The organism is Bombilactobacillus bombi, assembly GCF_013607485.1.
GTDB lineage: Bacteria > Bacillota > Bacilli > Lactobacillales > Lactobacillaceae > Bombilactobacillus > Bombilactobacillus bombi_A.
Genome location: NZ_SCHP01000138.1, coordinates 1 through 785 on the forward strand (window position 1 = coordinate 1; position 785 = coordinate 785).

A 785-nucleotide genomic window follows, 5' to 3' on the forward strand; every position below is an offset into this window, starting at 1 on the left:
ATGATTACCTCCAAAAAGGTGGCGCCAATAATTTTGTGTAAATGAACCTTTATTTTTAATATTATTTATAAAAGAATTGTATAATACAATTAAATTATATGAGTTGGATTGTTAAGCATCTCGTCATAAATGGAAGGAATAGTATGCCAACAACACATGGTGAACTTATAAAAAAGCTAAGACATGAAAGAGGCTTATCGCAGCAACAGCTAGCCGAAGAAATTTCAACAAGAACTACACTATCATCATTTGAAAATAATAAATCTAGAATATCTGCAGATATTTTGTTTAAATATATTGAAAAAATGAATATTTCTATACAAGAATACTTATTTTACTTTAATGATAGTACAGCTACTGAAAAGGAAGTCGCTACTCAACATTTCTATAATAATGTAGTCAAACAACATGATAGTGAAATCAAAAAAAGAATATTAAATTATCAAAGTAAATATAAAGATTCTCATGACTTTTGGTTTTGCTGTTTAGCAATTGAATTAAAGCTATTTTTGAATAATCGTCATATTGAGCCAGTTTTCGATGTAAAAGAAGATGTGGAGATAATCAAACAATATTTAAATAAGATTCAACAATGGGGACATTTTGAACTATCAATTTTCTCCAATTGTTTGTATATTTTTTCAACTGAATATATAAAAGGTACTTATTTCACACTTGTAAAAAAGGCAAAAATTCTCAGTCAAATAGAGACTTATGAAAATGATCTAGCTATCTTTTTAAATAATTGTATTGTTTTATCTTTTCAAGTGGGAGAATATAAAAAC

The 785-nt window shown here is 26.5% G+C and carries 1 protein-coding gene; it reads left to right on the forward strand.

The annotated features are described in order from the left end of the window. Nucleotides 1-143: 143 nt before the first annotated feature. On the forward strand, nt 144-785 hold a 642-nt coding region (locus EQ827_RS08810; RefSeq protein WP_181190602.1), incomplete at its 3' end, for a helix-turn-helix domain-containing protein.